A 25,662-nucleotide genomic window follows, 5' to 3' on the forward strand; every position below is an offset into this window, starting at 1 on the left:
ATAAACCTCAGCCGCCAAATACCAATGTTTTCAAAAACTGGTGGCACGGGTCTGTAATTCAATATGGAATTTTAAGGCTAACCGAACAGAACGCCGTATTTTTCCTATTCTGGCAAGTGATCACACTGTACTTTGTGCTTCACCTTCTGGAACCCCTGAATAGTTTATTGGGCAGAGCCGGACTGGTGATACACCGAATTGGCTTGGTATTCGGGATGTTTGTCGATATACGCTTTAACAAATGAACAGGCAGGCTTTACTTTTAAACCCTGCTGTTTAGCATAGTCCAGCATATATTTGACCAAATAGGTCGCAATACCGCGTCCGCCCAGCTCAGGCGGGACTTCGGTATGCAGGTAGGCAATGCCTTGATCACCCTGAGCGGTGGTAAAATAATCATACCCTCCCAGTGCTATCTTTCCCTCAGTATGAATTTCAAAACGCTTGTTTTCTTCATTATTAATTACGTCATAATTCATGGCGTTCTCCAGTCTTAATATTGTCCAGTGCGAATATTGCTTTACCAGTGATAATGTACAAGCCTGTAAAACTCATCACAGTAAAAATTAGTGAATCCTTTGCACAGGCTTAAATACATTTAAAACCCGGCTTACACAACCTAGTTTAATCCCAGTATTGGAATCACCAGATCCTCTTCATCACTTAAATGACGGGACAGCAATGTGCCAACCTGACCAAGTTGCTGATGCAGGGTATCAGCAAGCCGCTGGTCTTCCAGTGTGGCGCGATACAATGCCCTACCGCTTTGTTGCAGATCATGCAAGGCAGCATTTAAGGTGTGATGGTCATTGTCCAGAATGGCAAACCCTGCGGTCAGCCTCGGATAATTCCTTACAAAGCGCGGAAAATACTGGCCGTCCTCAATACTGTGATGACCATGCAAATGGTCAATATGGCTGGAAAGCTGACGCAAGGTTTGCGACTTATAGTTCGCCCAGTCCAGCCGGTTGTCCTGATAGGCGTTACTGGTTTGTTGCAGTCTGCCTTGCCGCTGCTGAATACGGGAATGCATGGCCAGCCACGTTGAGGTTTTATAAGCATAATCCGGGTTAAACCAGTCATCCGGTGGTAAATGATCATGCAAAAACAGCCATTCTGCGCTTAATAAGCTGTCGGCATGGCGCGGTAGATGCAGGGCTGGGATATTGGTGCTCATCAACATTTACTCCTGATTTACTGGATACGGATTATGCGGTAAAAAAGCTGAGCCTAAGCCCAGCCCTCTTATACTTGTGGGTTTAACCTGCTCACCGTTCAGGCCTGCATTGAACCAAATTTACCGGCATTGAAATCCAGAATAGCCTGCCGGATTTCAGCATCACTGTTCATCACAAATGGGCCATAACCGACTACCGGTTCATTAATCGGCTCGCCACTCATCAGCAGCACTTTGGCATCATGATCAACAGCCAGCAAACGCAACAGGTCTACTCCGGCTTCACCCGACTCTTTGGCAAAAGTAATCAATTGCTTTTCACCAACTTTCTGGCTGTCATCACTATTGATCACCACGTTGCCACGCATCACCAAAAGCAGCAGGTTATGCGTTTTTGGAATATTCAGCGTAACTGCTTTGTCGGCAGTAATTTCAATATCCCACAGGTTAATAGGCGTAAAAGTCATCCCTAATCCTTTCATGCTTTCAGTCTGGCCGATAAACTCACCTGCAATTAACCGGGCCATACCACCTGTGTCACCATGGTCATCCTGCAAGGTCACCACAGGAATATGTTCATTCACCAGATGCTGATAACGGGCAGCAACACCTTTGTCTTTGGCAGGTAAATTGACCCACAACTGGACCATTTCAAAAGCACCGCCAGCTTCGCTAAATTCAGGGGAATGAAATTCTTCATGCAGCACGCCACTACCTGCGGTCATCCATTGCACATCTCCGGTTTTAATTACCCCGCCACCACCGGACGAATCACGATGCGCCACTTCGCCCTGATACGCTATGGTTACCGTTTCAAAGCCTTTATGCGGATGTTGCCCCACACCACGGGGTGCGCTGTGATTGGGCTGATAAGTATGCGGTGCTGCATAATCAAGCATTAAAAACGGATCGGTGCGTTTGTCACCAGCCATGTGGCTAAACATGGGATTAACCAGAAAGCCATTACCGACCCAGTGTGGACGGGGCGCAGTATAAATATTCTGGATTTGACGATAATACTGCTGAGGATAATTATTCATTTTCTTCTCCTGAACCAAATTGGACTTGGCAGTTTGTGGATAAGATCATTATAATTTTTACAGTATAAAAAAGTAAGTACGCACATTTTTTATACTGTGATTAGAATATGGAAAGAGGAAAACCTATGCCAAATTACCCACTACCTGCCGGCAGTAATCATTGCCCGGTCAGTGATGCGCTGGATATTATTGGTGGTAAATGGAAGGTATTAATCCTTTACCATCTGCAACACTCGGCCAAACGCTTTAATGAATTACGCCGTGATCTGCCGGATATTACCCAGCGCATGCTGACCTTACAGTTAAAGGAGTTGGTACGGGATGGGGTGATCCAGCGATTTGACTATCAGGAAGTGCCGCCCAAAGTGGAGTATTCACTGACTGAACAAGGACAAACCTTGTTTCCTGTGCTGCATGCCATGCATATCTGGGGTGAAAACCATGCCAGACGTTGCCTGAAAATTCGCCAGACCTCGGCTTTAACAGAGGATTTTCAATCAGGTACTACCGCACCAGACTGATAAATAAAAGAACTCATGGGCAAAGCTGACATAATCGACTTTGCCTACTGCTGTATCGTCTCGCGTGCTATTACGCTAGGTTTTAACCCTTTGATAAGAAAATACCCAGAAAGCAATAAAGCCGCCGATCCATAGTAAGGAAAATACCAAGGAGGTGTTATAGCTCAATATACTTTGCAGGTATTCAATCCAGATCAAAAAGAAAACACAGGCACAAAATACATAGGCTTTAAACCAAAAGCTGATTTTTAAAAGATTTCCACAATAAGGGCAAATCCTTTGCCCTTTATGATTTTTTTGGACGCCCTTGACTGAAAGAATTATCTTTTTCTTACAGTAAGGGCAAAGACCTAATGGAATCACATCGCTCATGTACATTGAGTTCCTAGCTGAACTTCATAAATACTAGCACCCAACAGCCCTGTTAAAACCCAGAAAGCAACTGCACCAGATTCAAGGAACAATCCCAGTCCGCCCAGCAGAAAAAGACTGAGGGTTGTGGCTCTATCCACCCATTTAGGATTATTAGTGTAATTTGAAAATGCACAGCCCAACACGATGATCCCAAGCAGCAATAAGAATAGACCGCCTAGCCCTGAAAGAAATAATGATGCCAATATCAAAATAGCGGCAATCCCGAATAACCACGCATAAGCCGGCGGCATAGTAATTGCCCCGCCATCCAGTCCACCGCCAATCATATACGCCCCGGCACCAGTGGCTGGATCAATAATAATATAACCACTTCCGGTCCATCCATTGATGCTGACTTTAGCCTGACTGGTGGTTACGACCTTGCCAGATGCCACTGCATTATGAATATCACTAATCGTTTCACTACTATGATTGAGCTGTGGCACTATCGTATTGATATTAGCTTGATCAATCTGGTAAATCTTTTGCCCTTGGCTGGCTGCAACTTGCAAGGCCTTTACTGCACTAATGCCGTGGACAGTTCTGGTGGTTGCATTGGGATCATTAAAGAACTGTTCAGGCACCAGATGCTCATTGGCACTCATGCGTGAACCCTGACTGGCATTAAAGTTGACCCAGTTCTGGATATTATTGTCATGCTCAACGCTGGTTGCTGATAAGCGGTCAATGTCCATCATCATGCCACTGAGTTTGGCTTGGCGTAATACACCCCAGCTATAAACCCCTTGTACCTGCGTTGAAAAAGTGCCAAAACTCATATAAGGCAACTTGGTTACTTTAGCCTGAGTGCCTGCAATCTTGTCCTGAGCGTCATTTAAGGCAAAGTAACTTTGTACCACGCCCTGCAACATTGCACCGGTAACATCATGGCTGGTCAGGGTTTTTATCTGGGTTTCCTGCCTGCTTTCAATCTTGGTTTTGGCAACTTCAAGTTGAGCTTTGGTTCGATCCATTTGTGCCTGACTCAGGCCCTGCATATCATAACCAATGGCATGATATTCCCCAGCCTGAAACTGCTTGTTGGGTAAGCCCCAGCTATTATTGGGGCTGGCAAAGCCCATTTGTGCCTTAATTTCTGTACCCAGCGGATAGCTTTGACCGGTCTTTAATACCTGCCCATTTAGGGTAATTTCAGCTGTCATGCGAATGCTGCTCGGCAAGCTCTTGGGCAGTTTGCCTGGGTCAATGTTGCCACTGGCATCCGGCTTAGGTAGGTAGCTGGCCAACAGGTCGGCATCGGTTTGACTGCTGGGTTTAAATGAAAAAGCGAGCGGTTTACCCTGTAATTGTGTACTGGGAATCCTGATACTAAAATCAGCACTGCCTTCCATTTGGGCATAAGGGTCATTACTTGGGAAAGTATTAAGTACAAAATAATGCCGCATGCTATCAGGCAAGGTGTGGTAATCGGCAATCACTGTATTCACTTTATAGGGCAATACCGGACTAAGCAGTTTGCTCTGGTATGGCCGGATTTCACTTTTGCCCAGAATGTTTTCTACTGTAGCATTAGGATGATTTTGCTCAAGATACGCCTTTATCTGGCTATTGTAGCTGGTGATGGCACTGTCAATCTTGCTCTGGTCAAGATTCTGTACACTCCCCGCCGCCTCATCAATGGTGGCACCCGCTTTCAGCTCATTCACCAGTTTATTGGCATCAAATGGTACTGCTTTGGCTATATCAATAGCTGCAGTACGGTTATAGCGTTTATAGCTTGCATCCAAAGGAATCCACTGCCGTGCAGCATCTGGGTTACTCAGGTTGCCCGCTGCATCCAGATTATTTAGGCCACCCCGGCTTGGCAGACTGTCTACTGCTGCCTCTACCCACACATGCTCCAGGCGTACTGCCATAGTCTGGCTACCACTGGTCAAGCCAATATTGGGAATACCGCCCTGCCCCATCAGGTTTTGCGCGGCATCCACACTGTTGACCCCACCTACCCAGTCAGTTACTACCTTGGATGGGACTTCAATGGTGCCATACACATAACGCGCCGGTATTTTGGAGGTACGCAGCAGGGCAATTAGCAGGCTGCTGGTATCAAAGGCATTACCACGTTTGGTTTCCAGCGTATAGGCTGCACCCTGAATACTGCCATAAGTCGGTACATATTCAATGTTGTCATAGACCCATTTATAGATTTTGGCCGGATTATGGTTGAGTTCTTTTGCTAATGCCTGAATCTCCGGATTGATGCTGACATCTTCATTGGCTTGTAAATCGGCATCCTGCACTGTGGCAGGCAATGCGCTAAGTACCGGCCATTTTCCTGACGCGGTCATGCCATTGATGGTATTAGCCACTGGACGGATGGAATGCTGGTTTTGCAAAAACTGCGCATACTGGTATTCAGTACTACGCCATTGTCCGATACTGCTGCTGCGATTTTGCTTGTCGGTTGTCGTATTTAAATCACTTAAGCCTTTATGATAAGCAGCGGGTGTAATTTTTCCTTTAGTCTCGGCCGTAATAGGGGCACGTACCTTGCTATCCGGGGTTCCCCATGGCAAACGCTGCATGTCAGTTCGTGCGGTTTTGGGTTGCCATGCCTGAATTTGTTGATCCAGCCTGCTTAAGGCTTGCTGTTGCTGCTCACTATCCCCACTTTGTTTCGCCTGCTGTAACTGCTCAAATAGTCCTTGCAGGGTACGGTAACGGCCTTCCAGTTGCTTGACCAGCTCGGCTTGCCGTTGCATGCTTTGTTGTATAATCTCTGGAGCTAGCTGCTGGGCTTTTAGTGCATTGGCCTGTGCAGTAATTTCCTGCATGATGGCTACTTGTTCCTGCATAGTCTTGATACGCAAGGCCAATATCTGGTCAACCGTAGTCAATGCATGTTCGCGCTCGGCAATAGTCTCACTATCCTCAGTAAACAAGCTAACTACTTTATCCCAGGCACTTTCATACCAGACGGCCTTATGGATAGTGCGGCCTATTTTTAAACCGTTTACCATCAGGCGATGCTGGGCAGTGAGCTCTGTTAGCTGCTCCCAACTACTTTCCTGACTGGCTACCTTGTTAGCCCGTTGCTCATGCTGTGCCTGCTGTACAGCCGCCTGTACAGGTAGTGTTACGGTGTTGAGCATGCCCAGAATTACTGCGCTGCTAATAACACGTTTATGAGTCTTGCTAAAAACCTGCTTTGTTATTGTATTAACCTTATTCATCATTCAACCTGCTGTAATGCTTTATTTAATTGATCTATAAATCCAGTGGAAATCGTCAGGATTAAGGTGCCAGCCGCTGGCCATTACGCTGTAAATACCAGCGGATTTGCAGCCCACGCAGGAACTCATCCAGCTCAATGCGGTTGGACACAATCCTGCTGTCTTTAGCACTTTGCATATTGGCCAGGTCATCACTAACATGCCCTGCCTGTAAAATGGCAAGCTCCCATTGGCCATAGCGGTAATACTGGTCCAGCAGGAACAGGTCGGTCTTTAACTTGCCAAGTTGCAGCCAACTGGCACCCGGACTGCTGTTCCAGTTGTTAATGGATTGCTTGAGTAAGGTTAACCTTTCATCCAGACTGCGCACCAGATAGCGGTTCTCCTGCTGTGCCAGTAGTGTGGTGCTGGTTGCACTGCCGGTGCCGCTAATACTGGATACTGTGGTGCGTACTACATGCGTGCCTGAAGTGCTGGGTAAGCGCAAGGCAACCAGCTCGGTGGTTTTACTGTTGGCCGCAATTGTAAGCTGATAGCTGATTTTAGTCTGAGCCTGTGCGGCAGCTGGCAGGTTCCGGGTTCCTCCCTGACGACCCAGCCAGCTGGAACCACTAGGCAACTCAACGTCTACCTGAAGCGTGCGCTCCTGATTACTCTGGTTTTCTAGGGTAATCGGCACCTGTACCGGTTCGGCAGAGACATAGCTGCTGCGTGCCAATGCCTGTCGGTTAACCAGCAACTCGGTTAAGGCATAGTCCCAGCGTTTTTGGGAGGCATGTGGTAACTCGCCTGCTGCTGGCAGCTTACCGCCATTGGCCAACGTCAAACTGGCTGGTAAATCAAAGGCCAGCGCGACTGGCCTGCCACGGCCATACGGCGCAGTGGCTACTGCCGGGTAATCCTTTACTGTGTGGAAGTAACTGTTGGGCTTAGCGCCTGCCTCATAGCACGCATCGACCTGCAAGCCCAGTTTTTTACTGGCGCTAAAAGTAGCTGATAGCTGGGTGTAACTGGTCAGCGGCTCTAGCAATACTGGCCAGTTGGCAGCAACCGGTTGACCGCGGCGTGCCGTGGTAGTTTGTAGTGGCGTAGTGGCCAATTCACCACTCTCTGGTTTGGTCAGTAGTGCTGGTAAGCCAGCATTGGCAGGCTGTGGCGTAATGATTCCATCATTCAACTGGATACGCCCGCGATAGCGAACGCCAGCCAAGGCCATCAGATTGGCATTTTGCCAGCTCAGCAAACCATTGTCTGTTAGCAGGTTATCGCCAAGATATGTGCTTTCCCGCACTTCCTTATAGGTATGCGGTGATAACTGCTCTACCGCGCCTAACAACCAATACTGGCCATAGACGCCACTGTGCAGCCTGTCGCGGAACTGCCACGGCTCCCGGACCATGGTATACGGCACATTAATCCGGTCCAGATAGGTTTTGACTTGTTTTTCACGTTCATCAAAGCAGCCATAATCATAACGGCCCAGTATCCAACCAGACAACACATCCCACCAGCCTTCATGACAGCTGTAATACACCAGTAGCGGCTTGGCGGATTTGTGGCTCTCGTCAAAGCTGACCTTTAACGGCGGTACGGTCAGTTTAAAGGACGTATTCGCAATGGTTTTCCAGCGCTCTGCTTCGGGCAGATTAGGCTGATCCAGTTGTACCTGTAATATGGCAGTGAGACGCTGCTCAGGATTACCCTGACTGACCCACCGGGCCACTTGTACAGGTGTTGAGGCCCCAGCAGCCATACTCTGGCTACCGCTATAAACTGGGCTGCCCATTAAATCACCACTTTGGCTATCCATCAGGATAATCCGGGTATTTAGGTCATTAATGGCACTATTGCCCGGATTGGCAAGACTCCAGTTAAAACTGATAGCATTGCCCACATCCACACTGGCTGCACCTTGTATTTGACCAGCAATCCCGATGCCGCTTTGTGTGCTACCTAACACATTAAAACCACGTGTCACGGTTTGATTGGACTGGCTACCATCAGGGGCATGCTGAGTCGAGCGAACCGTATAATTGCCTGCAATCGCCTGAGTCAGCACTACAGGAAAGGTTTTATCAATCAGGCCATTGGGTGCCAACGGGTCATAATTGGTGGTTTGTGTCCAGATGATATTCCCTAGCGGATCAACCAATTCCAGTGTCACCGTACGCGAAGTCGCAATTTCATTACTGGCAGTATTTTGCAGACGCGAAGTAATATTAATGGTATCGCCAGCCTGATAGCGGGTTTTGTCGACCTGAACGGTATTGGCAGTCAGGCCAACAGCACTGGCACTACTCACCACGTTAAAGCTGCGTTCAACAGTAGCTACTGTTTCCTGGCCCAACCAGCCATCACGTACCAGCTCAATCACCACCCGGTAGTTGCCAGTACGGGACTGCCCAACAGCCCAGGGTATGTGCAAGGTTTTAGTGTTGCTGCCATCACCCAGCACGCTACCTGCCAGAGTGGCAGTTTGATCCGCCAAGGTAGCAACCGTATTACCAGCACTGTCCACAATGCGGGTTTTAATAATCACATCACTGGTCAGGCTACCGAGGTTAGTGGGTATTGCGCTGATGTTAACCGTATCCCCTGCACCATAGCTGGTTTTATCAATTAAGCCATCCAGACTATAGCTTTGAAAACCTGAGCCAAAGGTCAGCCGTGCCAGATTATTGGCACGGGTATATTCCTGAACCACACCCGCACTATTGGGTGAATTAACCGGAATACCAGTGAGAGAATCCAGCCCGGCACCGGCATCATTGGCCACCACTACCAGTTCACCAAAGCTTGCCATATCACCCGCATAGTCAACCGAAATGTCTTCATAATGACTGGCTAGCAATGGCTGGGTTAAGGTTACTGTTTTGATCAGTTGCGGCTGAGAAGCCACCCCATTAACCGCTGGAGGAATACGATAAAAACTTACCGGCGTGCCCACAGCAACATCCTTGCCGCCTGCATTACCAATCCGGGCAGTAAGCGTACTTGGGCTAAAAATACCGCTATCTTTAAAGCGCAGGTAAGACGTGGTTAAGTCTGAGGCCGCAGTCGCATTTTGATTCAGCAGCAGGTTGGCACGATAAGTGTTGTGCGCTTCCCAGCTATTGGCCTCATGGGTTGGTATACTGAGATCATTATTAATATTAGTTACGTGGTAACTGTACTGGTTCCAGATATTGCGGGTATCGGCCCAATCCTTATTTTTACTACTAATGACCCGCACTCCATTACCGCTACCAGAAGTAATGACAATATCGGCATGGCCATCTGCATCAACATCAGCCACCACGGGATATTCATGTGCCGTGGCAGTGCTATTGGGAATTTTTATGCGTTCAAGTCCGGTTTTACTGTCATAAATACGCAGATTTTGCTCATCAAAATGCACTGCTTCTGACTGGCCATCATTGTCAAAGTCAAAAACGGTCGAACCTGTGCCTCCTGAGCCATCCGCAATGGGTGTTGACCAAATCACACTTCCATCGCCACGCATTGCAACATAGTTATAAGTCCGCGCAACACCAATATCTGCAACTCCATCTCCATCAAAGTCAGCTATGACTGGAGAGCCACCCTGACTACTTGGGGCATTATAAGCAGCAATCTCTGCACCTGTTCTGGCATCAAATAAATAAACCTGTGAACCATAAATTGAAACTATCTGAGGTTTCCCAGTGCCGAGCACATCCCCAATTGCAAAAAATTTTAAAGTTAATGTGCTGCCAGTCTTGCTTTTAAAGTTATAAAGTAACTTGCCAAATCGATCGGTAGCTCCTGACAAACCAATAATGTCAAGATAGCCATCTCCATTGACATCCGCAACGGCCTGGGACTGGCCAGAAGCCAAGTTATTAAGCACAAGTCCTTTGTTATAGCTAAATATTTTATTATTTTGAATAATCTCAGCTTCACCATCCTGATCCAGATCAGCCAGTATGGGGTGATAGGCATCACTCGACCAACCACTGGTAGCCATGCCAGATGCGCTTATTGTTTTCTTGAGCACACCCAGATTTGAATAGACAGATATACCGTTTGAGGTGGGCACAATAATTTCCGGCAAGTGATCATTATCCACATCACCAATTGCCGCTAATTCCTGACCTCCAAATCCTGCATTGATACTAAATTCAAGCTGTCCTGTTTTGCCATTGATAACCCGGTATATTCCGCCTGAATACACAATGATGCTAGAAACATCACCAGTTCCTACCACCCCATCCTGATTGGAATCCTGTAAAGGGGCAACTACTGCACCCGAATCACTATAGTAATTTGCACCCCATAGCACTTGCGCCTCTAATGTGCCTTTTTGCGGTTTAATTTCAAGCGCATCACTACTTAGTCTCACATTATTCTTTTCGTCTTTTTCAGCAAGCTTGTTCTGGCTATCGACCATAACTGCAATCGGCGCATCACGGAAACGTAATTTTCCCTGAACGGGAACTGTAACTTGTGAGGTCGTATTGACTGCTAAAGCATTATTAAATGCTGCACTACCCAGAATTTGCTCGCCGTCATCTAGTGTACGGTTAAAATTACCGTCCTCAAACGCTGTCAAAGTAATTTGACTGGCCGTAAGCGCGGCATTGCCTTTATTAACAATCTCTGCGGTGACAGTTCCGCTGACTGTCAATTTTTGTAAATCTGTTTGTATAGCACTGCTATTGATTTTATTGATTGTCAGGTCAGGTAACACAATTTCAGCAGACTGCGGTCTTAAGCGGATTTCCCCTAAATCCAGTGTGGAGTCAGGTTGCGCATCGCGGCTAATAAACCGTGTGGTAGCCAGATAAGTAGCCGGGTTAATTTCCAGCTGTATATCTTGCGCGGTAATATTGGCAGGTGCCGTGAACCGGCCATTGGTATCGGTTTGTCCCGTATAGATTACGGCTTTGGTAGTCCCATGAATCAGCCTGACAGGCGCACTTACTATGGGTTTGTTGCTTAAAGAATCAACCACTGTACCGGTAATGCCGTAAGCATTAAGAATCAGCGCAGGCTGATAATTCAAAGTCTGATTGGCCGTTAAGGTCAATAGCTGTGAGGCACTTTGATAGGCCGGATGTTTTACGGTAAGACGCCATTTACCAGCAGGCAAGCTTAATGTTGCCACATTGGCTGACGCTTCACCCGGTTTAAAGCTTTGTTGCTGGATGACATTATTCTGGCTATCAAGCAATTCAGCAACAATGTTTATGCCGCTGATTGCTTCATTATTACGGCTATCCAGCGCTTTAACCACAATATCGCCTGTGGCAACGGTAGTTTGCGGCGGCGTAGTCGGATCGCCACTTCCTGTTTGCAGGGGTAAGCTAATCGTACCAATATTTAAATTTTGCCCCGCCTGAACGCCTGCACTGATGGTGGCCTGTAAATAACCCGGCTTACGGATTACCCATTGCTTACTACCCGCCTGCATATTGGTGATGCTAAATAAACCCTGCGCATCCGTCGTGGCAACAATACTATTGCCCTCTAGGATATTGACCCCATTTAACGGCTGCCCCTGCTCATCCACCACCTTGCCCTGCGCTGAGGCCACATTATTGGCTAAGGTATTTAACTTTGGACTAAATACCGCAATGTTCCCATTGGGAACAGCACCATTACCCTGTACCGGCGCATAGCCGTCCTTACGGATATCAATGCCAAAACTCCCTCCCTGACTTAATACGACCTGATAACTGCCATCAGTCCCGGTTAATACGGTTTGTGGCGTAGTGGGCTGTCCATTACCATCCAGCATAACTACTGTTACCAGCGCACCAGCAATCCCAGCGCCAGTTAAGCTATCCAGCACTTTGCCCTGTATCTGTGCGGTGGTAGTGTTTATAGCACGGCTTAATCTGATTTGCCCCAGATTTAAGCGCTCACCCTGTTGCAGGGTAATGTCAAACTGGATTCCTGCATAACCATCTCGCTGCAGGCTAAAGCGGATTTGACCTGCAGGTACAGTAGCAATGGCAATTTGCCCGTTGATATCAGACGTCTGGCTTAAAGGTGGTGTGATACTGCTGAGTGAAACACCAGATAGTGCCAAGCCTGTTTCAGCATCAATAACCTGTAGCTGAATACTGGAAGTGATTGGGTTTTGTACTGTGGTGGCCTGAAATTTTAGTGAACGAAGCACCAGCGCAGTAGTATAAGGATCAGCCTGCCAACTGCCATCGCTTGTTTGCTGGGCTAAGGCGCGCTGGCGAAAAGCAGCTTCGACACTCTGGTTTTGGCTATTATGATAAGGGTGCAGGGCTTCTGCGACCAATGCATCCAGAAATAAGCCCTGACTGTGGCTTGACCATTGCCCAGGAGTAATCTGGCTGTGTTCCAGATAATTAACGAGGTTTTTAATGCTGGGCGCAAGGTCCGGCTTTAAGCCTACCCCTTTGGTCAGCGCACTCAGCACATAAGCACTGACATATAACTTATCAACGGATAAAACCTGATAGCTGCCATCGGCTTGCTGCTGGGTTTTCAAGTAATCCAATGCCTTAGCCCGGATTGTCTGCCATTGCTGCTTTTCAGCCTCAGCACTTAGCCCGTCAATAAATCCGGTTTCTGCCAATGCAATTAAGACATAAGCTGTGTCCAGCGAGTTGCTTTGCCAGCCTTCCAAATGCCCAAAACCGCCATCATCATTTTGCGCAGATTTTAGTTCGGTTAAATAAATTGAAGGGCTTTGCTGCTGTAGCTTTGCCATCATGGCAGCACGGGACAATAATTCTGTGCTGTGCTCATCTTGCAATAATGCTGCAACATTAACGTTGCCAGCCAGTGACTGCTGAAACAGATTTAGTGTATGCGTAAGTTCTTGCGTAGTTTGTATACTTTCAGCCAATGTTGAAGAAGCGTTTGCATGGGCTTTTAACCAGTTAACCCCCTCTACCTCTCCAGCCTGAGAAAGTGTTGGCAGTAATATAAGCCCCAATACTGCAATTGAAACTTGAGGGTTTGATTTTAAAGTCAAATAGGCATGCTGGGATGTAGCAGGCGGCAATAGCTGATTCATGAGTTTCTCTATCTATTCAATTTTGTTGTAATGGCGTGGTGTTGTTAACGCCTAAATCGTGTTTTAAAATTCATAATTGATGCTATATTTTAACCAAAATAGAGTCAATAGTTACATTTATTAGTAAAAATTGACTATTTTTAAACAAGTGAAGCTAAGGCTTATAATTATTTCGATTGATCATCACATAACAATATTTATGATGGGTAGACCACATTTTTTTAAATAAATTTAATTTTATTAAGTCTAAGTTTAACCACTTATTTCTTGCGTGCTTCAACTGGCCTAACCTATAAAAACAGTTTAAGTAAACCAGTGGGGCTTTAGTTTTCTCACCAAAGCTTGAACGGAAATAGTCAAAATAGGTCCGAATACCAGAGCTTGATAACAGCTTCTGGCTCTTATCCACTTTCAAGGCACAACCGATTTCTGTCACTTGCAGCGTTAAGCTGGTGGGTAGTGAATCAAGTGCATTTTACTCATGCAGCACTTGACCAAATCACATAGCCAATCGTTGCTTGGCTATGTGATGCAAGATAGATTAGAAAGTTTTAATCCCGAATAGTGCAGCACAGCGATGACGACTGTTGCAATAAATAGCGGCGGCGTGTAATACGCTGCTCTATATGCTGGTAAGAAAAACTATAGTTATGTTTTAGCGCCTCTAGGCTAAAGTTACCTCAATCCCTTGACGCATATTTTTCTGGTCAATCCGGGAATTTACATTAATCCTGGCAAAGGACTTTGGCAGTAAACGACGTGCTATTTTGTTCACCCGTGTTTCCAGCCATACGGGAAGCTGCATACCCAGTGGATTGGTTTCAGTTTCAGAGCTTTCAGTCATCACCCGCGTGCCCATAATATAGTCAAACCACGGACGGGTGACGCACCAGTTGGCATTCTGGTTACTGGTCATATGGTGATCGTAATGCCAAGGAATTCGTTTCTTGGCATATGCAGGGTCAAGATGTGATTTGGCGTGTACTTTCCAGTAGTTATAAATACCGTAATACAAGCCTGCGGTGAAGAATGGCGCAACAGGTAAAAATACCGTGGCAGCAACCGTTAAGCTGATTAATGCAGTTTTTTCATGATAAATTTCTGCATTTTTAAACAGGGATTCGGCATAGCCTTGATCACTAAAAGCATTTAACCGGGCACGCTTGTGATGGGCAATATGGGTGAAAAGCGGACTGTTGCGGTTTTTCATGGCAAATTCATGCAGCCACACCTTATGAAAATACCATTCAAGACCATTTGCAACAAAAACACCAACCGGAAAACCAAGCATGGTTCTTTCCTTACTCAATCGAATGTCCAGATTGTAGGAAAGAATATCAAGGTTTTTTTGACTATAACGACACGGTACTGACTGCCGTTTTAATCAAGTGCATGTTCTGTTTGCTTGCGGTGCCGATAAGTTGTTGGGGTTTCACCGGTCCAGCGTTTAAAAGCACGTGAAAATGCTGAGGGTTCGGAAAAGCCGGTTAAGTAAACAATCTGGTCAATAGACTCGGTGGTATTGGCCAGTAGTCGCCGGGCCAGTTTTTCCCGGTACTGGCTGACAATTTTTTCAAAACTGATGTTGATAAGCTGTAGGTCAGCACGCAAGGTACGCGGATTACGCCCCAGCTTTTCGGCAATAATTTGCTGGTTTAGCTCACCTGATTCCAGCAAACCACTGCCAAGCAGTCTTTCAATTTCATCAATCAGCTGATGTTTTTCCAGAACACTTAAATGCTGCTCAGCCAGATTTTCATGGATTTTTAGTAATTCAGGTTCAGCAGCGGGTGACAGTTGTTGCAATTGGGCAGCATCAAACAAGATACGTCCTTCCGGCATGCCTAAAAGAACCTCACAATTCCAGTGCCGGTGATATTCCTCAGCACTTGCCCCTTCACTGTGCGTTAGCCAGATAGCAGTAGGCTGAAATTTTCCCTCACTGATGTGCTTAAAAAAATTTAGAAATACACTGATGGCACATTCCAGATAATGCCGTACCGGATGCTGTAAGCCAGTCAGGACAGCCAGCTCATTGTCAATCCGTAAATCCAGCTTAAATGCATTGGTCAGCAAAGTCTGATAGCGCAAAGTACGTTGTAACCCTTCGCCAAAAGTTGGACTACTTAAAAACAGATATTCAATCACCTGCCCGCGGAACGGTGGCATGTTGGCACCAACATGCAGGCCAATATTACAATCACGGCTAATTTGCTCGGCCGCGTCCCAAAAGCGATGCTGGGTCGAATTATCACGCCGTACGGTTTTATCAGGGGGCTGGTCAGGCAAATTCACGCTGGCAAAAATAGCCGCAGCATCCAGACCCATGCGCTGCATAGTCTGGTACGTCATCCATAGAAAAATTCCCGCATCACTGGGTTTATGGGAGGGCATAGTCATGCGAATATCAATTGGTTTGATGAAGTGTATTTTAATTATCAGACAATCAAAACCCTTTTTAGAGATAAATCAAATTTATTGGCGCACTCTCATAGATGACCTCTATCGAGCAATTTATAGGGGCCAGACTACCGCTGGCAGCTATCCGTTAAACAGGCGGCTGCGCAAAGCTTAAATGAAATCAAGCAAGCGTCTGCTTAATCCTTACTGGCCAATCCGGGTAGAGGCTGCTTTTCTTAAGCCCTGACGGTAGTGTTCAGGGGTACAATCCATCCATTTTTTAAACGCCCGGTGGAATGCACTGGGTTCAGCAAAGCCCAGTTCAATGGAAATTTCTCCTACTGTTTTATCTGACTGGGCCAGTGCCGTCATTGCCAGATCACGGCGTAACTGATCCTTGATGGTCTGAAAAGGCTGGCCTTCATCTTTCAGGCGGCGGCGCAATGTCGAGCGGGTCATGTTCAGGTGTGCAGCAAATGCGTCAAAATCCGGCCATTCGCTACAGGTTAAGGTGCGCAAGGTTTTACGGATGCTGGCCGAAAAACTTGAATGATTTTTATACTTCAGCACAATATTGGCAGGTGCCTGCCGGATAAAATCGGCCACAGTGCGTTCATTTTGGATAAGTGGCAAGCCTAGATAGCTTGCATCAAAATTGAGGCTGGTAAACGCCTGATTAAACCGTAATTCTGAAGAATACATGCGGTGATATTCCTCACTATACGCAGGTTCAGGATAGGCAAAGCCTGCAAACACGACAGGAATCCGCCGCCCAACCAGCCAGCAGGCAATGCCATGTTGCAAAATCAGCAAGGTTTCATGGCCAAAAATCCGTGGTGGCTGGCGCGTCCCGGCAAGCCCATGCTGCTCTGTAATCTGGATCTGGCTATATTGTCCCTGCGTCACCAAAGTACAGTGATAGTCATCCAGCAGTAAATTAAAAAAGCGCAGCATATAGCGCAGCGCACTTTTTAAGGTCTTACAATGAATTAATGACTGGCATAACAGTGCAAAACTTCCTACCTTCATCCCATGCGAATCCTGCCCAAAAAACTCATCATCCAGATGCCATGCTACTGCCAGCCATAAAGCACTAAACTGCATGGCACTCACCCGCGACTGGGGTACCTCAATGAGTGCAGGATCAATCTGGCATTCCAGTAAAATGGCTTTAATATCATAGTTTTTTGATTGAATAGGCTGTAATGCTGAACGCACAAAATAACTTGAAACCGTATTTTTTTCCATAATTTACACCACGTGCTTTTGCTCAGAATCAAATCTGATTTTCCGCCAATATAAAGTGATATGGCAAATTCACTCAATTCATTTGAGGGAATTCAGCATAGCTGCTTTATTGAAGTTTGACTATCGTATAGCCACGTCGAGGGGTCTACGCAATGGATATTGACCGGTAGCATCGACCCCATAACTGGCGCCCAAGCCGCAGGTTTATTATTTTAAGGGATTTAGCATGAGTACAATAACGCCAACCATCAAACTGCTCATTAACGGAAATTTTGTTGAATCAAAAACCACCGAATGGCGTGATGTCATCAATCCTGCAACCCAGCAAGTTTTGGCGCGTGTACCCTTTGCCACTGACGAAGAAATTAATGCCGCAGTTGCTGCAGCAAAAACAGCCTTTAAAACCTGGCGTTTTACCCCAATTGGAACCCGAGCACGAATCTTTTTAAAATACCAGCAACTCATCCGTGAAAACATGCAAGAACTGGCGGCTATTCTGACCGCCGAACAGGGCAAGACGCTGGCCGATGCCGAAGGTGACGTGTTTCGTGGTCTGGAAGTGGTGGAACACGCAGCCAATATTGGCAACCTGCAAATGGGTGAACTGGCCAATAATGTAGCAGGCGGTGTAGATACCTATACTATTCAGCAAGGTCTGGGTGTCTGTGCAGGCATTACGCCATTTAATTTTCCTGCCATGATTCCGCTATGGATGTTTCCCATGGCAATTGCCTGCGGTAACAGCTTTGTCTTAAAGCCATCCGAGCAAGACCCGATGGTCACCATGCGTTTGGTAGAGCTGGCATTAGAAGCCGGTATTCCGGCAGGTGTGCTGAATGTGATTCATGGGGGTGAAAAGGCCGTCAATGCCATTTGTGACCATGCCGATATTAAAGCGGTTTCCTTTGTGGGCTCAACCAAAGTTGGCACACATGTTTACCATCGTGCTACGCTGGCGGGCAAACGGGTACAATGCATGATGGGTGCTAAAAACCATGCCATTGTGCTGCCCGATGCCAATAAGGGACACACTTTAAATAACCTTATTGGTGCGGCTTTTGGTGCAGCAGGTCAGCGTTGTATGGCCTTATCGGTGGTGGTTCTGGTGGGTGCGGCAAACGAGTGGGTTTCCGATATTGTGGCTAAAGCCAAAACCCTGAATGTTAATGCAGGCACTGAAAATGGCACCGATATTGGGCCGGTAATTTCCTGCGCAGCACGGGAGCGTGTGGAAAGCCTGATTGCCAGAGGCGTAGAAGAAGGCGCAACCCTTGAACTGGACGGCCGCAACCCGACTGTCAATGGTTTTGAAAAAGGCAACTTTGTCGGGCCGACTATTTTTTCTGGCGTGACAGCGGATATGAGCATTTACCATCAGGAAATCTTTGGCCCGGTGCTGTGTGTGGTGTCTGCCGGTACACTGGATGAAGCAATTGCATTTATTAATCAAAATCCTAATGGTAATGGCACGGCGATCTTTACCCAGTCGGGGGCGGCAGCACGCAAGTTTCAAGAAGAAGTTGAGGTGGGACAAATTGGCATTAACGTGCCGATTCCGGTGCCAGTTCCGCTGTTTTCCTTTAGTGGTTCGCGTGGCTCTAAACTGGGTGACCTTGGGCCATACGGCAAGCAGGTGATTTTGTTTTATACGCAAACTAAAACCATTACAGCACGCTGGTTTGATGACAATACCGTTGCCGGTGGCGTCAATACCACTATTTCATTGAAATAAAAAAACCGGCTCAGGGACTAGTTGGCTATGGACTTTGATTTAACCGAAAATCAGTATGCTTTTCAGCAGCTTGCACGAAATTTTGCGGCAACTGAAATGGCACCATTTGCGGCCCAGTGGGATGCAGCGTGTTTTTTTCCTATTGAGTTGATTAAAAAAGCAGGTGATCTGGGCTTTTGTGGCATGTATACGCCTGAAGCGGCAGGTGGCCTTGGCATGTCGCGACTGGACGCTTCCATTATATTTGAAGAACTGGCTTATGCCTGCCCGTCCACCACAGCCTATATCACCATTCACAATATGGCCTGCTGGATGCTTGCAAGCTGGGCCACGCCAGAAATACGTGAGCTGTGGGGTCCCCTGTTAGCCAGTGGACAAAAACTGGCTTCGTATTGCTTAACTGAACCCAATGCCGGTTCCGATGCGGCGTCCTTAAAAACCCGTGCCGAGCTGCGGGATGGCTACTATCGCTTAAATGGATCCAAAGCCTTTATTTCTGGTGCGGGCTCTACCGATTTACTGGTGGTCATGGCACGCACTGGCGGGGAAGGCGCACGCGGCATTTCAGCCTTTGCCGTGCCTGCCGATACAGCAGGCATTAGCTATGGCCGCAAGGAACAAAAAATGGGCTGGAACAGCCAGCCAACCCGTACAATTAGCTTTGATAATGTGATGATTCCTGCGAACCATTTGCTGGGCAATGAAGGCGAAGGCTTTAAGATTGCCATGCGGGGCATTGATGGCGGGCGGATTAATATTGCCACCTGCTCCATCGGCGCGGCACAGGCAGCACTGGATGCAGCGCGCGTTTACATGGGTGAACGTCAACAATTTAAAACCAGACTGGCAGACTTTCAGGCCTTGCAATTTAAGCTGGCCGATATGCTGACCGAACTGGTGGCAGCCCGACAAATGGTGCGACTAGCCGCTAGCAAACTGGATCAGCGTGCGCCGGATGCCAGTGTGTATTGTGCCATGGCCAAGCGCTTTGCCACTGATGTGGGCTTTAATGTCTGCAATGATGCCTTGCAACTGCATGGCGGCAATGGCTACATTCGTGAATATCCACTAGAGCGTTATTTGCGCGATGTACGTGTACACCAGATTCTGGAAGGCACCAATGAAATCATGCGGGTGATTATTTCACGCCAATTGCTCAATGGCACTGCGCCTGAGGAGATTCGTTGATGGCTGAAAATAGTATGGAAACCCGAAAACCGGTTTTGTTTGAAACCCTTGCCAGCAGTAACGGCTACGCAATTGGCATCATTAGACTAAATGCTGAAAAAACCTTAAATGCGCTGTCGCTACAGATGATTGACCTGATCACTGAGCAACTGCTGGCATGGTCAACTGATAAACATATTGCTATGGTCATGTTGCAAGCGGCTGGTGAAAAAGCCTTTTGTGCTGGCGGTGATTTGCAAAACCTGTATCAGTCTATGCTGACACACCATGCCTCTGCACAATCCGATGATATTGGTGCCAATCACTATGCCCGTGATTTTTTTGAGCGTGAATATCGGCTGGATTATTTAATTCATACCTACCCCAAGCCAATTTTATGCTGGGCTCATGGCATTGTGATGGGCGGTGGCATGGGTTTAATGGCAGGTGCAAGCCATCGCGTGGTCACTGAAAAATCACGGCTGGCCATGCAGGAAATTGGCATTGGCTTATTTCCTGATGTGGGCGGCAGTTATTTTTTAAATCAAATGCCTGATAAGGTTGGTTTATTCCTTGCCCTGACTGGCGCCCTGATTAATGCAAGTGACGCCAGGTTTATTCATCTAGCCGATTATGTAATTACTCAGGCTGATAAAGCACAGGTACTGAATGCGCTATTAAAGCAGCCCTGGAGTGACTTGCCGACCAAAAATGGCTTTTTGCTTGATGCAGTGTTAAACAATGCACAAACTCGCTCAGAAACTGGTTTGGATTCATTGAGTGCAGGGCCAATTAAAACACAGCTTGCCACCATTCAAATGCTGTGCGATCAAGAGGGTTTCAATCAAAATAGCCTTGAATCCAGTATCGAAGCGATTATTAACCATCGCAGTGACGACCAATGGTTCAGTAAAGCAGCCGCTTCAGTCAAAAATGGCTCGCCCAGTTCTATGCAGCTTGCCCATTTATTGCTGAAGCAGGCCAAGGCTATGTCACTGGCTGAGGTGTTCCGCATGGAATATCTGGCCGCCCTGCACTGTGCCGCACGCCCTGATTTTGCCGAAGGAATACGTGCCTTGCTGGTTGATAAAGATTTACAGCCCAAATGGCAGCCTGCAACGCATGCTGAGGTTACCCCGGACTGGGTCAATAGTTTTATTGAAAGCCCATGGCCTGCCGCTCAGCATCCACTGGCTGATCTAGGCCAGCCTCATTGATGATTTAACCGTATGAATGATTTAAAGTATTAAAGATCAGGGAGAACAATAATGACTCAAATTGCATTTATCGGCTTAGGTAATATGGGTGGGCCAATGGCGCAAAACCTGCTAAAGGCTGGCCATCGCCTGACCGTCTTTGATTTATCGCCAGCCGCAATTGAAACACTGGCTGATGCAGGTGCGAGTGTTGCAACCTCTGCCATTGATGCGGTGAGCCATGCCGATATTGTCATTTCCATGCTGCCAGCCAGCCGTCATGTCGAAGGCTTGTATCTGGGTCAAAATAGTTCAGGCGAAACTGGTTTGTTGCCACATATCCGCCCAGGCACTTTAATTATTGACTGCAGTACCATTGCCGCGCAAACTGCCATTACGGTATCAAAAGCAGCGGCGGCACTGGGCTTGAACATGCTGGATGCACCGGTTTCCGGTGGTACAGCAGGGGCAATTGCCGGCACACTGACCTTTATTGTGGGCGGTGATAATACTGCACTGGAACGTGCGCGTCCGGTTTTAAGCGTCATGGGCAAGAATATTTTTCATGCAGGCACCCATGGTGCCGGACAAACTGCCAAAATCTGCAATAACATGCTGCTGGGCATTCAAATGATTGGCACAGCTGAAGCCTTGGCGCTGGGCGTGGCCAATGGCCTTGACCCGCAGGTATTGTCCGAAATTATGGTCAAAAGCTCAGGCCGTAACTGGTCACTGGAACTATACAACCCCTACCCGGGTGTGATGGACAATGTGCCTGCATCGCGGGGTTATAGCGGTGGTTTTGGGGTGGATTTAATGCTCAAGGACTTAGGCTTGGCCACCGAAACGGCATTGAATGCTCAGGCTTGCATTCCTTTGGGTGAAATGGCACGTAACCTGTATGCCTTACACAGCAAGGCTGGCGCTGGCAGCTTGGATTTTTCCAGTATCTTGCAATTATTGCAGTCCAGCACAAAGGATTAGTGGATTTAAAGGGGGTTCAGGGATTTGAGATACTGATTCTGTCAATCACCCTAAGCATGCACAACCCAGCACCCGTTGCTTGATTGCTGTAATCCAGCCTGATCCCGATCAATAAGATTCCGCCAGATTACCGCGTTGATCAGGCTTTTTTCATTATATGTAATTAACCTGCCAGTCTTGTTGGAGAGTGTATCTACTATCAAAAAACGGAAGTATTCCTGCGCTTTGTATTGCATCTGTTAAAAGTAAGGTCAATTTGCTGACCGCTTGAATGCATCCTACGGTTCTTTTCATATCTCCCTGTGAGGAACCGATGTTGTGGTGTATTACTTTTAATTAAACAGGATGCATTGTCTCAGATGTGCTTTCCGTAAATCACCTTTTACTCTTGTTTTGACTCATTTCAAGGCGGCATCACGAATGGTCTTCTGCATCTTTTATTCATGCATAAAACTCATAAATCCATTCATCAATAGCCATCTAATCCTTCACTAAATAAATTGTTAGTCTCTTAAGTCTTATCACTGCTGTTTTTTGAAATGCTTTATCTCAGTTAAGGCAGAAAAAATTATGTCTATTTCTTCTCATCAGGCTGGGCAAACGTCACAACCGCTAGATGCGCCCGCCTGGGGTGCAGTTTTTGTCATGGCTTTATGCTGTGCGGTACTGATTGCATCTGAGTTTATGCCAGTCAGCCTGCTCACCCCGATAGCCCTTGATTTACACATGAGCGAGGGACAAGTTGGACAGGAAGCCATGCATGGTAGGGAACATGACCGTTTTAATCAGGCTTTAATCAAAAAGGGGTTTGATGTTGAAACTGGTGTGAAAAGCATTAGCAAAGGATTGGGTTTACTTAAAAAATTAACGCCAATTCAGCAACTGGCCTGCACCGTGGTAATGGAACATGCAACAGCGCATCTGGCAATACAATGGTTGAGTCATGCTGACCTAAACCGACTCAGTGATCCTAAAACCCTCGCCATGTGGCAGTGGCATGCATTGGAAGAACTGGAACATAAAACAGTTAGTTATGATGTGTATAAAATGCTGGGAGAAGATCAATGGCTGAACCGGTTGATTGCCGTATGTGCTGTCATGGGTGTGGTACTTCCAGTCAGTATCTACGCAGCCATCGTGATTGCCTATAAGCATGATAGCCACAAGAATCGTGAGGAATTTGTTCAGGGTTTAAAGCTACTTTTTGGACAGGATGGTTTTTTGCGGCCTTTACTGACCAAGGCACCTGATTTTCTCAAAAAAGACTTTGACCCTAGAAATGATGATACCGAAGAATTAGAAAAGATATGGAAAGAAAAATTGTTGGGCCAAAATGGAATATTGAATCAGTTTTATCGCAATAACAAAGTAGCCAGCTAAGCATGGCCATGCCTTTTCTGTGGACGGTGGTGAAGTCGCACGTTATCTGAGCCGTTATGCCACTGCCAAGGTTGCCTAGGCTGTACTGATTTCCTCGGTTGTGCCTTATATGCTGAAAACACCGGATAACCCGGATGGAACACCACAGAAAAAGTTTGATGAGATGGCCCATCAGATGAAAGAAGATCGTGCCAAGTTCTTTGCCACCTTTTTCAAAAAATTCTATGGCATTGGCGTATTATCACATCCTGCCAGTGACGAAGTTGTAGACTGGTCACATAAAGTTGCTATGGACGCCTGTTTAAAAGCAACCTTGCACTGTGCTACTGCATTTACAACCACTGACTTTAGGCCAGATTTGGCAGCATTTACCACCCCTACCCTTTATCCACGGGACTACTGACAAAACTGTCCCGATTAAACCAGCGGATGAAGTTGCTGCACAAGCCTTATATTTAGCAGAAAATCAATAAATTACATTGGGATTCTTTCACCCAATACTCGTGTATATAGAGGAAAAAATCATTCCAATAGCTTTGGTCAAAGTTTCTATGACTATAGCTCTAATAATTATTTTTAATTAACAGTTAAATTAAAAATAATTATTTAAGATGTAAATTTATAAATATAATTGCTACTTTAATAAAATTAAAACCAAATTAATTAAAAATCGCTATTCACTGGATGGCCTGTATTTCATCTTTTAGGGGAAAATAATATGAGTACCAACATAGCATTAAATGTACCTGTAGAGGAAAGCTCAGATTTACCTTTATCGATTAGCTTCTGGCAAACATTTGTATTCTGGTTAAAACTGGGCTTTATTAGCTTTGGCGGCCCTGCTGGACAGATTTCTATCATGCATCAGGAACTGGTGGAACAAAAACGCTGGATTTCCGAAAAAAGATTTTTACATGCCTTAAATTATTGCATGCTATTGCCCGGCCCTGAAGCACAGCAATTAGCGATTTATATAGGCTGGCTGATGCATCGCACTATTGGCGGTATTGTTGCTGGTGTTTTATTTGTATTACCTTCCTTATTTATTCTGATCTTTTTATCTTGGCTATATATTGCTTTTGGTCATTTAACATGGGTTGAAGGACTGTTTTATGGGATTAAACCTGCGGTAACAGCAATTGTGTTTCATGCTGCGCATCGGATTGGCACACGCTCTTTAAAAAATAATGCGTTATGGGCCATAGCTGCTGGATCTTTTGTGGCGATCTTTGCATTGAATATTCCATTTCCAATTATTGTCCTTAGTGCTGCGGTGATTGGATATGTGGGCAGTAAACTATCTCCTGATTTATTCTTATTGGGTTCAGGTCATGGTCAGATTAACAAATCATCGGAGCGTGCACTCATTGATGACGACACGCCGACACCAGCCCATGCGCAGTTTCGCTGGTATCGTTTAGTACTCTTGCTCTTGGTAGGATTGGCTTTATGGATCATACCTATTGGATCATTAACAGCTATCTATGGCTGGGAGCATCCTTTTACCCAAATGGCATGGTTCTTTACCAAGGCAGCGTTATTAACCTTTGGCGGAGCTTATGCTGTTTTGCCTTATGTGTATCAAGGCGCTGTGGGGCATTACGGCTGGCTTAATCCAACGCAAATGATTGATGGTTTGGCCTTAGGCGAAACAACGCCTGGCCCATTGATTATGGTGGTGGCATTTGTTGGCTTTATTGGTGGTTATACCAAGGCAGTTTTTGGTGTAGATCATCTATTCTTAGCAGGTGCGATGGCAGCTATTATTGTGACCTGGTTTACTTTCCTGCCCTCTTTTTTATTTATTTTAGGTGGCGGCCCACTGATTGAGTCAACACATAATAATCTTAAGTTTACAGCACCACTTACTGCAATTACTGCGGCTGTCGTTGGGGTGATTTTAAACTTGGCGCTATTCTTTGGTTATCATGTATTATGGCCACAAGGGTTTGAAGGAAGTTTCGACTGGATATCTGCCTTGATTGCTATTATAGCCGCCATTGCCCTATTTCGTTATAAGCAGAATGTGATTCATGTCATTGCTGTTTGTGCTGTGATTGGACTGTTAGTGAGCTTATTTTTCAAATAAATCGTAGTAGTTAACACGTGCTTACTGGTTCAATAGCTACCTAGCAAAAGCTTAGCTTAAATCCACTGCCCTCTGCCACAGCGTTTGCATAGGGCTTGTACA

17 protein-coding genes are annotated in these 25,662 nt (G+C 46.4%); 8 read left to right on the forward strand and 9 right to left on the reverse strand.

Going from position 1 to position 25,662, the window contains the following annotated elements:
- Positions 1-164: 164 nt before the first annotated feature.
- From BKE30_RS07145 to BKE30_RS07155, 3 genes are all read right to left on the reverse strand, one after another.
- The gene (locus BKE30_RS07145; RefSeq protein ID WP_076877922.1) at positions 165-479 is read right to left on the reverse strand and encodes a GNAT family N-acetyltransferase; all 315 of its coding nucleotides are present in this window, start codon (positions 477-479) and stop codon (positions 165-167) included.
- A 140-nt stretch (positions 480-619) separates the two neighbouring features.
- Positions 620-1,177 carry a hemerythrin domain-containing protein gene (locus BKE30_RS07150; RefSeq protein ID WP_076877923.1) on the reverse strand — a complete coding sequence of 186 codons (558 nt, stop codon included), beginning with the start codon at positions 1,175-1,177 and terminating at the stop codon, positions 620-622.
- 98 nt (positions 1,178-1,275) lie between these two features.
- Positions 1,276-2,217, reverse strand: coding sequence for a pirin family protein (locus tag BKE30_RS07155; protein WP_076877924.1), 942 nt, complete (start codon positions 2,215-2,217; stop codon positions 1,276-1,278).
- A gap of 125 nt (positions 2,218-2,342) precedes the next feature.
- Between BKE30_RS07155 and BKE30_RS07160 the strand changes: the two genes are divergently transcribed.
- Positions 2,343-2,738 (forward strand): winged helix-turn-helix transcriptional regulator, encoded by a 396-nt coding sequence (locus BKE30_RS07160; protein ID WP_076877925.1) that lies wholly within the window; start codon positions 2,343-2,345, stop codon positions 2,736-2,738.
- Between the two features lie 75 nt (positions 2,739-2,813).
- Here BKE30_RS07160 and BKE30_RS07165 read toward each other — a convergent pair whose 3' ends face one another.
- The 6 genes from BKE30_RS07165 to BKE30_RS07190 form a co-directional block, all read right to left on the reverse strand.
- Positions 2,814-3,110, reverse strand: coding sequence for a hypothetical protein (locus BKE30_RS07165; RefSeq protein WP_143253678.1), 297 nt, complete (start codon positions 3,108-3,110; stop codon positions 2,814-2,816).
- Positions 3,107-6,349: a transglutaminase-like domain-containing protein gene (locus BKE30_RS07170; protein ID WP_083698478.1), complete on the reverse strand. Its 3,243-nt coding sequence runs from the start codon at positions 6,347-6,349 to the stop codon at positions 3,107-3,109. The genes BKE30_RS07165 and BKE30_RS07170 overlap by 4 nt, the downstream gene beginning before the upstream one ends.
- Positions 6,350-6,407: 58 nt before the next feature.
- Positions 6,408-13,364, reverse strand: a complete 6,957-nt coding sequence (locus BKE30_RS07175; RefSeq protein ID WP_076877928.1) for a carboxypeptidase regulatory-like domain-containing protein — start codon at positions 13,362-13,364, stop codon at positions 6,408-6,410.
- Between the two features lie 664 nt (positions 13,365-14,028).
- Entirely contained in the window at positions 14,029-14,655 is a 627-nt protein-coding gene (locus BKE30_RS07180) for a sterol desaturase family protein (RefSeq protein ID WP_076877929.1), read from the reverse strand.
- An 89-nt stretch (positions 14,656-14,744) separates the two neighbouring features.
- Positions 14,745-15,758 (reverse strand): AraC family transcriptional regulator, encoded by a 1,014-nt coding sequence (locus tag BKE30_RS07185; protein ID WP_076877930.1) that lies wholly within the window; start codon positions 15,756-15,758, stop codon positions 14,745-14,747.
- Positions 15,759-15,968: 210 nt separating this feature from the next.
- Positions 15,969-17,012, reverse strand: a complete 1,044-nt coding sequence (locus tag BKE30_RS07190) for an AraC family transcriptional regulator (RefSeq protein WP_076877931.1) — start codon at positions 17,010-17,012, stop codon at positions 15,969-15,971.
- 226 nt (positions 17,013-17,238) lie between these two features.
- Between BKE30_RS07190 and BKE30_RS07195 the strand changes: the two genes are divergently transcribed.
- The 7 genes from BKE30_RS07195 (at position 17,239) to chrA (ending at position 25,560) form a co-directional block, all read left to right on the forward strand.
- On the forward strand, positions 17,239-18,744 hold the full coding sequence (locus BKE30_RS07195) for a CoA-acylating methylmalonate-semialdehyde dehydrogenase (protein ID WP_076877932.1): 1,506 nt from the start codon (positions 17,239-17,241) through the stop codon (positions 18,742-18,744).
- Positions 18,745-18,771: 27 nt separating this feature from the next.
- Positions 18,772-19,932, forward strand: a complete 1,161-nt coding sequence (locus BKE30_RS07200) for an acyl-CoA dehydrogenase family protein (RefSeq protein ID WP_076877933.1) — start codon at positions 18,772-18,774, stop codon at positions 19,930-19,932.
- The gene (locus BKE30_RS07205) at positions 19,932-21,128 is read left to right on the forward strand and encodes an enoyl-CoA hydratase/isomerase family protein (RefSeq protein WP_198938053.1); all 1,197 of its coding nucleotides are present in this window, start codon (positions 19,932-19,934) and stop codon (positions 21,126-21,128) included. Before BKE30_RS07200 ends, BKE30_RS07205 begins: the two co-directional genes overlap by 1 nt.
- A gap of 51 nt (positions 21,129-21,179) precedes the next feature.
- Entirely contained in the window at positions 21,180-22,091 is a 912-nt protein-coding gene (gene mmsB / locus BKE30_RS07210) for a 3-hydroxyisobutyrate dehydrogenase (RefSeq protein WP_076877934.1), read from the forward strand.
- A gap of 570 nt (positions 22,092-22,661) precedes the next feature.
- The gene (locus tag BKE30_RS07220) at positions 22,662-23,471 is read left to right on the forward strand and encodes a metal-dependent hydrolase (protein ID WP_076877936.1); all 810 of its coding nucleotides are present in this window, start codon (positions 22,662-22,664) and stop codon (positions 23,469-23,471) included.
- A gap of 109 nt (positions 23,472-23,580) precedes the next feature.
- Positions 23,581-23,874 carry a hypothetical protein gene (locus tag BKE30_RS07225; RefSeq protein ID WP_076877937.1) on the forward strand — a complete coding sequence of 98 codons (294 nt, stop codon included), beginning with the start codon at positions 23,581-23,583 and terminating at the stop codon, positions 23,872-23,874.
- A gap of 315 nt (positions 23,875-24,189) precedes the next feature.
- Entirely contained in the window at positions 24,190-25,560 is a 1,371-nt protein-coding gene (chrA, locus tag BKE30_RS07230; protein WP_076877938.1) for a chromate efflux transporter, read from the forward strand.
- Positions 25,561-25,662 lie beyond the last annotated feature (102 nt).

This window comes from Alkanindiges hydrocarboniclasticus (assembly GCF_001982605.1).
In the GTDB taxonomy this organism is placed as follows: Bacteria; Pseudomonadota; Gammaproteobacteria; order Pseudomonadales; family Moraxellaceae; genus Alkanindiges; species Alkanindiges hydrocarboniclasticus.